The sequence below is a fragment of the Phocaeicola sp. RTP21198st1_B8_RTP21198_201120 genome, assembly GCF_040929485.1.
GTDB lineage: Bacteria > Bacteroidota > Bacteroidia > Bacteroidales > Bacteroidaceae > Phocaeicola > Phocaeicola dorei.
In genome coordinates this window covers 1-10,339 of record NZ_JBCOCI010000111.1, presented here as the reverse complement: position 1 = coordinate 10,339, position 10,339 = coordinate 1, and the positions used below count along the sequence as shown (strand labels likewise).

The following is a 10,339-nucleotide window of genomic DNA, read 5'->3' as shown; positions in this document are numbered from 1 at the left end:
CCGCATACAGGTCCATACAGTTCCGGGAGTAATTCTTCAACTCATGAATGACTTTTTCCTGTTCCTCCACGGTGAGCCGCTCAAATTCCGCCACCTGCTTTCCTGTAACCCGCCGGATCAGGTGGGCCGCTTCATCCTGTGAGGGATTGATGGACAGCATATAGAATTTATCATCCCTCTTCTTCAATCTTTTATGGTTGTTGTCAATCTTTTGCATGACCGTCACCGGTGCGACATAATCCTCCTCATGGGAGAAGAACGTGTCATAATAAGGTTTGTCTTCAAGACTTTCCTTCAACAGGTATTCCACCAGTACCCGGCACCTGCCCTTGTTGTCGCATACACAGGGTGTGTTGACCGGTTTATGTACTTTTACAAACATTCCACCTGGATTTAGTTCTGATAATAATCATAAGGTTCCTTTTGAAATTTCTTGAATACAGATACATGTATGATACTGCATTTTTTTCAACTCACCGCCTGTCGTCCTCTGTTCCTTCATGGTGACAGCCCGAACTTCATAATCCCCTTTCAGATAATTCTCCGGACTATATGGACACTTCATTCTGTAAAGGATTGCTGGAAATATGGTAGAATATGCCATTCTTTTTTTTGATTGTTGCCAGCCTTCCGCATAAACCACATTGGCGCCATATAATATTTTCTTGTGAAAAAAAAGTATCATACTTTCTCTGTTCAAACTGTATTTCCACTTCGGATGAGCCGGTACAGGACGGGCCATTACCTGTTTTATGAACATATTTCCTTTACTTTATATAACAACATTTCCAGATAAACCGGTGCGACAAAATAATCTGTTCCTTTTTCCGCCTTCTTGAAGTTCTTCTGGTCGAAAGCGTTTTCCAGCAGCCTGACAACCTGTCCGAGTTTCCGTCTGTCCTCCACGTCAGGAGCACCTGCTTGCTTCAACCGCTCCACTTCCGCTTTCAGTTGGGTGACCTGTTTGTCGGCCCGGTCCAGCAATTCATCACTGTGCGCTTCCGGCGCCGGAAGCAGCTTGTCGATTTTGTCTTTCTCTATGGCACGGATGATTTTGATGATCCGTTCGATTCCCTGAAGTTCCAGTGTCTTGAACTTCCCGTTGATTGACGTTCGGGGATCCACCCCGTTCCGCTCAAAGTAGGACAGCATTGTCTCAATGAACTCACTGGCCGACACGCTTCCTTTCATTTCGTCCAGATGCTGTTTCACATCTATGGATACACGAATGGTTTTTGTAATTTTTGTTTGCATAATCTTGAATCTTTCCGCAAATGTAAGGGCGGACCGGCACAACCTTTTTGTGCTGCCTCCATCTTTTTTTCTGTAGATTTTTGTCTACATCGCAAATTGTTAACAATCAACTATATATAAAAAACATGTCGATTTTATGTAGACAACACAATTACTTGATAATCAACAGGAAAAAGACTTAAATCTACAGAAAAAGTAGACAATTTGTCTACAAAAAATCTCACAACCTATTGACAATCACGGCTCTGCGTGATTTAGCGAACGTCAAAACGTGCGCGCCGCTTGCTCTTCTTTATTATTTTTTAAGAAAAAATGGAATTTCTCGGGCAGAGCCCTTCCCTAAAGAGAAGGAAAGCCATGCGGTGCGGAGATGGATACGGAAGATATGTGACAGACTGAGGGAGGCGTATTCCGTCCTTGGGGGCTTGCAAAGAGACCGGCGATATTGCCGGTGCGAACTTCCAGGAGTATGTGCCGTTTCCGATCTCGCAAGATGCGGGAGAACGGACGGCAGACCTGATTTGTAATCCCGGAAAAAAGAAAGTGTCCTCAGAGCGGATCGGAGAAGTGGCGGCGAGCCGGCGGACAAACCGGAAGACAATACGGGCAGATATTATCAAACAAACCGATTCTGAAAATCAAGAAAAGTACAACACCTGTTTCTGCATAATCTTCCCGAAAAAAAGAAAATGAACAACCTGACAGTATTCTTTCATTAAGCGGATACCGCCAGTAATGATCAGATTGCCGATAGAAATGCGCATGAACATTCCTGTCCATGAACGAATAAAAATATTGGTAATCTGAAAATGATGACGGAGAACCGGACATGCCTGGTAGCGTCAAGAAGGAACAAAAAGAAGCGGGCAGGATTATTTTGAATGGTCCTCTTTTTCCACGAATCCGATAGGTATACATTCTAAATTGCCGTGTCACTTTTAAAAAAAAATAGCCATTCAATATATCCATCCAATACTTAATGTCAATACATTAAAGTGTTTTAATATTAAAACATTAAAATATCAAAATGTTGAAATATTAAAACTTTAGTCATAAATACCTGTACATGAAGTCATGCAGGTGTTGTTTTATGATATTTATTTACCCATACATGTTATATTATCATTAAAAATATCAGACACCTAATTCTGTAACCCACACTTGATCTTATGTGGAAAATCAATGGATATTCTTTTTTTCAAAAGAATGCTGACGGTTCAATTTAAAAACATTTTAATATCAGAATATTTTAATTTTAAAATTGTTTGATATTTTAAAATTAAAATATTAATACGGACAGGTATGGAGTTGTAATCCGTATCTTTGCCCCATGTCCTTTTAGAAAAAGGAAATATGCCATCATGCCTCCTAAAAATGTCTATATTTGCGTTTCAATAATATAAATGATATGAACAGAACTAAGGACGCATACAGACACCAATCAAACAACAGAGTCATCATGTGGTACAAAATAAGAGAATTATATTTAAAAGGATTTAACAAAAGTCAGATTGCGTTCCAGCTTGGTCTGCATAGAAGTACGGTGCGCCGGTACTTGAAAATGGATGAGGACACATTGACTGCAAAATTGCAGCATCGCAGGCGATATCCCCGCATACTTGACAAATACGAAAGTTATGTCTGTGACGTTCTTTCCCGGTACAGGTTCCTGTCCGCCTCCCAGATTCATGACTGGATGAAGGAACAGTATCCTGATCTTCCTGTTGTCTTCGGGAAAACCGTATACAATTTTGTGGAAACTGTACGTCGTAAGTATAATCTGAACAAGGAGGGCCTTTCCAAACGTGTTTATGAGAAAATGCCGGATACCCCTTACGGGGAATATGCCCAGATGGATTTCGGAGAAAGCCGCATGCCCACATACAGGGACGACTTTGTCAAAGTTTATTTTTTTGTCATGGTGATGAGCCGTTCCAAACAGAAGTTCGTGTATTTTTCCTGTACGCCTTTCACATCAGCCCTAGCCGTATATGCCCATGAACTGGCTTTCGCATATTTCGGAGGGAAGCCGAGAAGGATAATCTATGACCAGGACAAAGTCCTGCTGGTCAGAGAAAACCTGGGTGACCTCATATTGACAAGAACGTTCCGTGCCTTTGTCAACGAGCAGCATTTCCAGCCCGTATTCTGCCGTCCTGCTGACCCGGAAAGCAAGGGAAAAGTGGAAAATGTGGTCAAATATGTCAAGCGTAACTTTCTTGCCGGACGGACATTTAACAGTCTGGAAGTCCTTAACACCGAGGTCCTGCAATGGTTGGAAAAAACAGGAAACGGCAAGATACATGGAACCACACGCCTAGTTCCGGCTGAGGAATTTGAGATTGAACGGAAATATCTGTTGCCATACTATGGAGAACCGGTGCCCCCCCAAAGACGAGCCGAAAGAGTATCATGTCCGCAAGGACAATACGGTACGGTACCGGACCAACTACTACAGTGTACCCTCCAGCACCTATAGAAACCGGAACACCGTTGTGTGGCTTCTTGAGAATAACGGATATATCGAACTGTACGACAAAGAGAGCGGCAAACTCATATGCAGGCATGAGTTGTGTCCCGGAAAAGGGAAAAATGTATGTGACAAAAGACATCATAAGGACAAGACATGGAGTGTGAATGACTTGCAGGTCCGGATCCGAAAGCGGACGGAAGATGACCCCACCGTTATTCTATGGCTCCGGAATCTGGAAAGGGAAAAGCCGCGCTATTACAGGGACAATATGAAACTGCTGCTTCATGTGATATCCGAATACGGCAAAGAAACAGTGATAGCAGCCCTGCGGACCTGTCTGGAAAAGAACATATACAACAGCCTTTCCGTGCAGGAAATATCCGGCTCAATCCACAGAAGCAAGGACAATATGGACGGGATGACTATCCAAGCTCCGACATCCATTCCGGAAACAGCGGACTGTCATCCTGAAAAAACAGATATAAACCAATATAACAAGTTTTTTGAATGATACAAAGTGAAAAATTGAAAGAACACGCCAGACGTCTGCGGCTTTATAACATTGCAAACCGCATGGACAGCATTCTGCATCATGCACAGGAAGAAAAACCGACCTACTCGGAATTCCTGTCCCTGGTATTAGGTACCGAAGTTGAAATGAAAGAGAGGAAAGACTACGAGAGACGACTTGTTGCGGTACGTCTGCCCCGGAAACATGATCTTGACGAATATGACTACAATTTTTATAAGGGCATAGACCGCCGGCAGATGAAGGAGCTTCGTGAACTGGTATGGTTCCGTGAAACTTATAACTTGATCCTGATAGGACCATCAGGAACCGGAAAGACATTTCTGGCAGCCGGTCTTGTCTTTGATGCGGTCAAGGCCGGTTACAAGGCATACCTGATGACAATGGAGGATATCGTAAATTGTCTCAGGCTTAAAGATATCTCAACTCCGGCCATGATGACTTATAACAAGATTCTGCGCGCACAGCTGCTGGCAATAAATGATATCATGCTGTTTCCTGTGAAAAGAAAGGAAGCTACAGCTTTTTTCAATCTTATAAACACACTGCATGAGAAGACATCCATCATCATTACAACCAACAAGGCACCTACAGAATGTGTAGAAACATTAAATGATGAAATCCTTGCCAATGCTCTGCTTGACCGATTGCTTTATCGATGTAAAGTCATCAAGTTTTACCGACAGTAGCTACCGGTTAGAAAACAGGCAGACTATTTTAAGACTACAACAGGAACGAGAAACGAACTTGTAAAGCCTTAGTTACTGGTGTATTCAGTGGCATATTTAACTTTTCTAAAAAAAGACACAAGAAAATTTGCAAATTACAGTTGTAGCATCCCTCGACACGGTAGATCTCGTTTACAATGAAATGGAACACCCCCCAGTCTTCCATTCCAAATTTATTTTTTAGTCTTTTTACTTTCGTATCATAGAAATGATCGGTCTCGAACCTAAAATAGGTGAAAACCTTTTTAGTTGTTTTTGGCATAAGCTTTATATTTAAAGTGGATAATACATCAGCTGGCCGAAAGTTCGGACTCCTTGGGGATACCAGGATACCGGGAGAGCATGCCACAGGACCTGACATGGTCCATATAGTTCGCTGTATGTCGGCGGAAGTCAGGCCCCAGTGCTTCCTGAAAAGCTCGTCATTGAACAGGCCGACCTGTATGCAGCCGTTGACAATTCTTGTGACATCTTCCAAAGAGGCATTCCAGTACTGTGCCGTTTCCTCGCACCACAGCAGGAGGTAACTCCCGTTGTGGAGTGTCTCGTTCACGAGATACCGATAGATGCTGTAACCGAAAAAACCGTATTGGCGGGTGAGTCTTCTGACTTTCATGTCAGAAAATTGGGAAGTGCTGAGCTCATAGCAAAGATGTGTCCCGCATTCCAGTCGCCGTACAGCCCGTGACAGGCGGCTTGTTCCGTTTGTAAAGCTTTGGGTATTCATATATAATTAATGTATAATGTTTGCTGTTAAGGGTTATGTATATGACGGACTGGGCTCCCACTCCTTGGGGGAGTGGTGCCGATAATTATCTGACCGGAGGAATGTGGTGCTTCTTCCGGATGAACTGGACATAATTGTGGACGGTCTTCTCGCAGACGTGCGGAAAGTCCGGATAATGTTCCCGCAAGTAGTCGCCAATACGACTGCTGGAAATGGAGGGGAGACTGATAAGAAGGGATGCGACGGCCTGCTCGTAGGCATGGAGCTTGTAATGCCGTTCTTTTTGCTGAAGGACTTCCTCGGAGCTTAGGGATTGGAGATGTCGTACCGTATTACGGGACACACCAAGACGACGGGCTGTCCGCGCAATGTTGATTTCCCATGAACGAAGATCAAGGAATATGTATTTTTCTGATAAATTTACCGCATCCATAATCTTTTAGACCGTAACTGGGACATTCCAGATTACGAATCTTTGATGCAGCTAAATTACCGCCCCCACTAATAGCTGGAACCCATACATAAAGAATTTTAAGACAATCTATACAGATGCCAACTGTTATGAAAGCCTGATGCATTTTCCAACTGATGTAAAATTGCTTCGGGAACGTATTGAATAAACGTACAGCATGATGTGCAGCATCAACGCTTCCCTTAGAAAGCATCGCATGAGGACGAAGTACAATAATATTGCAAAAGCAAATCTTACTTACAGGACTTTCTTCATCCACCAGCTTATACAGTATCTATCGGGGGGGGGGTAGGTCTGGTGTTTTACTGCCTCTTTCTTTATAGATAGGGAAACGCAAGCAAAATGTATTTCCCACAATAGGCATCCCATTATATCCTATATAACTTTTGTTTACTTTATTGTTTCTAAAATATCGGGCAGATATGCCTGACTTACGGATTTTCCGTTGTTTACAGAGTCTCTGATTTGTATATTCAATCAATAAAACAAAAAACAAACTTAATCATACATTAAATCTTTTTCAAGAGTCTGTAATCCGAAGTTGCCAAAAGGCTACAGCAGCTGCAGTAGCCACATTGAGCGAATCCACTCCATGCGCCATAGGGATACGGACTACATAATCAGCTTCAGCGATTGTTTTGTAAGAAAGCCCCTCCCCCTCTGTTCCCATCACAATAGCCAACCGAGGTTCAGCCGCCAATATGGGATGATCTATAGAGATAGAATCATCAGTCAACGCCATGGCAGCAGTACGGAAACCCAACTTGTTCAAATCGCCAATCGTACCATCCAACCATGTCCATGGAACCAAGAACACCGAACCCATAGACACCCTTACCGCACGGCGATTCAACGGATCGCAAGAATTGCGTGTCAACAAAACAGCATCTATCCCAAGAGCAGCTGCCGAACGGAATATCGCCCCGATATTGGTAGTGTCTACCACACCGTCAATGACTACAATCCGCCGGGTATCCCGGCAGATCTCTTCCATAGAGGGCAACACCGGACGACGCATAGCACATAATACACCACGTGTCAGAACATAGCCAGTCAACGTAGCCAACAACTCTCTATCACCCGTATAAACGGGCACATCACCACAACGCTTGATAATGTGAGCAGCACTGCCAGAGATATGCTTACGCTCACACATAAGAGCAAGAGGTTCATATCCTGCATCCAAAGCCCTACTAATGACATTGGGGCTTTCGGCTATAAACACCCCTTTCCCAAGTTCTATACGCTGGCGTAACTGAGCTTCCGTCAACATGCAGAAAACATCCACTCCGGGATGTGTCAATGATGATATTTCAATAATAGGCATACACTCTTATATTATACTATTTCATTGCTTTTAATTTACATTCCAGCCTCCATTGCCACAGCTACTTTTATCACTCCATCCTGTCGGTTCTCAAAAATCTGGTAAGCCGTTTCTATCTGATCTAGCGGGAAACGATGTGTAATTAGTGGAGTGGTATCTATTTTTCCCATCTCTATCAAGCGGAGTATCTCAGCACAATCGCAACCATCTACGCCACCAGTTTTGAAGATCAGATTCTTTCCATACATATCCGGCAAAGGAAGAATCTGAGGACGGTCATAAAGAGCCACCAAAATAACGACAGCATTAGGGCGCGCACATTCCCATGCCAAGCGAAATGTATCCTCCCCTCCTGCCACTTCAAAAACTACATCCGCACCACCGTGTGGACTACTTTGCAATACAAATTCCTTACATTCTTCTGGAGTGACAACTTCTACCTGCGGATAATGTTCCCTAACAAACCGAATTCTTTCAGAAGATTGTTCACAAACAACAATGCGCTGCGGCTTTCTCAGCATCACGCAAAGCAAAGTACAGATTCCCGTAGATCCCGCACCAATGACAAGCACCGTGTCTTCTTCGGTAATCTCCGAAATGCGAGCAGCCCAAAATCCTGTAGCAAGGATATCTCCTACAAACAAAGCTTGCTCATCACTCACGGAATCGGGAATGAGATTCAAGCCTTGATCAGCATAAGGTACGCGAACATATTCCGTCTGCCCCCCATCAATCCGACATCCCAAGGCCCATCCCCCATTAGGATCAGCACAATTATTCACATATCCATGCCGGCAGAAAAAACATTCTCCACAAAAGGTTTCCACATTGACGGTAACTCGATCGCCCGGTTTGACTAATTTAACATCACGTCCTGTCTGCTCCACAATACCCACCATTTCATGCCCCACTGTTATTCCGGGAACAGCACGTGGCACACCACCATGTTTAATATGTAAGTCACTGGTACAAATACTCCCGAGAGTGACGCGCACAATAGCATCACGCGAGTCTCTCAACTCAGGCTTCGGTTTCTCTATCAATTCAAATTTTCCCTGTTTAATATAAGTATATGCCAACATGATTTCCTTTTCTTCTTTAATGGTTATCTTTATAAAACGATGCAAAGATAATATACAGACATAAATAATAGCTGCCATTTGCTGACAAAATGGCTTTCTTTATCACTTTGCCTTGCTTCTCAACTGCAAACAAATTTTACAAAGGTTTAAACACATCTCGATATTCATTAAAATTATCTTCACAGATTTAAATTCATTTCATTTCCGGCTGACATTTTGCCATCAGGCATATACTTTGCAAGAACATCAGTGTATTGCCAAAAACGACAAGATAAAAAGATTCAAAAACAGTCTAGTAACAATTTAAAATATAGGAGATTATAATTATGATGCCGACTAGAAAGTATAACAATCAGAATTGGTTACCAAGTATTTTCAACGATTTCTTTGATAATGAATGGTTGACAAGAGCAAACGCTACCGCTCCTGCAATTAATGTCATTGAAAGTGACAAAGATTATAAAGTAGAGGTTGCTGCTCCGGGTATGACTAAAGAAGATTTCAATATCCACATCAGCGAAAGCAACGAACTAGTGATCTCAATGGAGAAAAAGAATGAAACAAAAGAGGACGACCATCACAACAGAAGATATTTACGTCGTGAATTTTCTTACTCTAAGTTCGAACAAGCTTTGATTCTTCCTGAAGATGTGGTTAAGGAAAAAATCAGCGCCAATGCCAGCAACGGTGTTCTGACCATTGATTTGCCTAAACGCACTCCTGAAGAAAAAGCCAAAGTGAACAGAATCATCGAAATTCATTAATCACAGATTTTGAATATTTACAATCGGACAGTTTATAAGGTACATCTATAAAATGCTATTATTTTGCATGATATAAAAGTGTGCCTTATATATTGTCCGATTATCATAAAATCAACATATTTGCATCAACACTTTCTCCGGATTTCCACCATGCTTTTCAACATTTCTTCCCATCTTTCCCTAAAAAAGTCCACCTCTATTACAATTGAACTTCAAATTCAGAACAAAACTGAAAAAAGCCAGTTTAAATTTTCTTTGAAAAAATACTGAACAACATTAAAACAGAAACTAAGAGAAGTAGGCTTCTTTTTTATTATACAAGCATTAAAATCACATATTTTTAGTAATTTTGCACCCAAATTCACCATATAAAACAAACCAATAAAAAGAGGATGAAAGCATCAGTACGTTTAGTTCGTTTTGCTACAATAGGAACCTTAAATTATCTTATTACCATGTTAGTGATATGGATTGTGATGAGTTACTTCTCATTCAAAGGAAAATATATAGTAGCAAATATTATGGCATATCTCATCGCTCAAACCCATAATTTTATATGGAGCAAATATTGGATTTTTCCTTCCAGCAATCCCCAAAACAGTCTTTGGCAACAAATAATGCTCTTTTGTACCGCTTTCGGTATTGCCTATGGCATACAACTTCTTTTTGTGATACTGATGATAGAAGCAATAGGGATCAAAGAATTTACAGCACAATTTATTGGAATAATAATATATGGAGCTGTTAATTTTATGGTAAACAATAGAATAACATTCCGATAAATATATTTCAAAACTTATGGCAGACAATTATATAGAAAGACAATACGAACAATATGAAGCCCGAAAGGCTGCATGGGAAAAAAAACGTAAACAAGGAAAGAAGAAAACGATTTCCGTCAAGCTTCAACCAAAGGACCTGACAGACAATACGATCAAACTTCCTAGAAAAGCATTCATCACAGGAGGTGCCGATGGCATAGG

The 10,339-nt window shown here is 41.8% G+C and carries 12 protein-coding genes and 2 pseudogenes; 6 read left to right on the top strand and 8 right to left on the bottom strand.

Features of this window, described 5'->3' with window-relative positions:
- The 3 genes from AB5935_RS22220 to AB5935_RS22210 form a co-directional block, all read right to left on the bottom strand.
- Positions 1 to 382, bottom strand: a 382-nt coding sequence (locus AB5935_RS22220) for a DUF5712 family protein (protein WP_368327575.1), incomplete at its 3' end; no start/stop codon positions are given.
- A gap of 27 nt (positions 383 to 409) precedes the next feature.
- Complete coding sequence (locus tag AB5935_RS22215; protein WP_368327574.1) at positions 410 to 760, bottom strand: hypothetical protein; 351 nt, start codon at positions 758 to 760, stop codon at positions 410 to 412.
- Positions 751 to 1,254, bottom strand: coding sequence for a BfmA/BtgA family mobilization protein (locus AB5935_RS22210; RefSeq protein WP_007833665.1), 504 nt, complete (start codon positions 1,252 to 1,254; stop codon positions 751 to 753). The genes AB5935_RS22215 and AB5935_RS22210 overlap by 10 nt, the downstream gene beginning before the upstream one ends.
- 1,408 nt (positions 1,255 to 2,662) lie before the next feature.
- Here AB5935_RS22210 and istA point away from each other — a divergent pair.
- From istA to istB, 3 genes are read left to right on the top strand one after another with little or no spacing between them, the layout of a single operon-like run.
- Positions 2,663 to 3,733, top strand: coding sequence for an IS21 family transposase (gene istA, locus AB5935_RS22205; protein WP_227235686.1), 1,071 nt, complete (start codon positions 2,663 to 2,665; stop codon positions 3,731 to 3,733).
- Positions 3,624 to 4,238, top strand: a complete 615-nt coding sequence (locus AB5935_RS22200; RefSeq protein WP_229103387.1) for a Mu transposase domain-containing protein — start codon at positions 3,624 to 3,626, stop codon at positions 4,236 to 4,238. The genes istA and AB5935_RS22200 overlap by 110 nt, the downstream gene beginning before the upstream one ends.
- The gene (gene istB, locus AB5935_RS22195; protein WP_038610036.1) at positions 4,235 to 4,945 is read left to right on the top strand and encodes an IS21-like element helper ATPase IstB; all 711 of its coding nucleotides are present in this window, start codon (positions 4,235 to 4,237) and stop codon (positions 4,943 to 4,945) included. Before AB5935_RS22200 ends, istB begins: the two co-directional genes overlap by 4 nt.
- Before the next feature lie 34 nt (positions 4,946 to 4,979).
- Here the strand turns inward: istB and AB5935_RS22190 are convergent, their stop codons facing one another.
- The 5 genes and pseudogenes from AB5935_RS22190 to AB5935_RS22170 form a co-directional block, all read right to left on the bottom strand.
- Positions 4,980 to 5,246 carry a Lin1244/Lin1753 domain-containing protein gene (locus tag AB5935_RS22190; RefSeq protein WP_234242512.1) on the bottom strand — a complete coding sequence of 89 codons (267 nt, stop codon included), beginning with the start codon at positions 5,244 to 5,246 and terminating at the stop codon, positions 4,980 to 4,982.
- Between the two features lie 177 nt (positions 5,247 to 5,423).
- A pseudogene (locus AB5935_RS28470) lies at positions 5,424 to 5,600 on the bottom strand (DUF4373 domain-containing protein); the annotation flags it as partial.
- A 503-nt stretch (positions 5,601 to 6,103) separates the two neighbouring features.
- Positions 6,104 to 6,442 (bottom strand): hypothetical protein, encoded by a 339-nt coding sequence (locus AB5935_RS22180; protein WP_227216228.1) that lies wholly within the window; start codon positions 6,440 to 6,442, stop codon positions 6,104 to 6,106.
- A 261-nt stretch (positions 6,443 to 6,703) separates the two neighbouring features.
- Positions 6,704 to 7,510, bottom strand: coding sequence for a TrmH family RNA methyltransferase (locus tag AB5935_RS22175; protein WP_007844339.1), 807 nt, complete (start codon positions 7,508 to 7,510; stop codon positions 6,704 to 6,706).
- Between the two features lie 35 nt (positions 7,511 to 7,545).
- Positions 7,546 to 8,592: an alcohol dehydrogenase gene (locus tag AB5935_RS22170; protein ID WP_022185398.1), complete on the bottom strand. Its 1,047-nt coding sequence runs from the start codon at positions 8,590 to 8,592 to the stop codon at positions 7,546 to 7,548.
- Positions 8,593 to 8,918: 326 nt separating this feature from the next.
- Here AB5935_RS22170 and AB5935_RS22165 point away from each other — a divergent pair, with 326 nt between their 5' ends.
- The 3 genes and pseudogenes from AB5935_RS22165 to AB5935_RS22155 all read left to right on the top strand — a co-directional run.
- A complete protein-coding gene (locus AB5935_RS22165; RefSeq protein ID WP_007833317.1) occupies positions 8,919 to 9,356 on the top strand; it encodes an Hsp20/alpha crystallin family protein in 438 nt (145 codons plus the stop codon).
- 392 nt (positions 9,357 to 9,748) lie between these two features.
- Complete coding sequence (locus tag AB5935_RS22160; RefSeq protein ID WP_005852036.1) at positions 9,749 to 10,138, top strand: GtrA family protein; 390 nt, start codon at positions 9,749 to 9,751, stop codon at positions 10,136 to 10,138.
- A 16-nt stretch (positions 10,139 to 10,154) separates the two neighbouring features.
- Positions 10,155 to 10,339 (top strand): annotated as a pseudogene (locus AB5935_RS22155) (oxidoreductase); the annotation flags it as partial.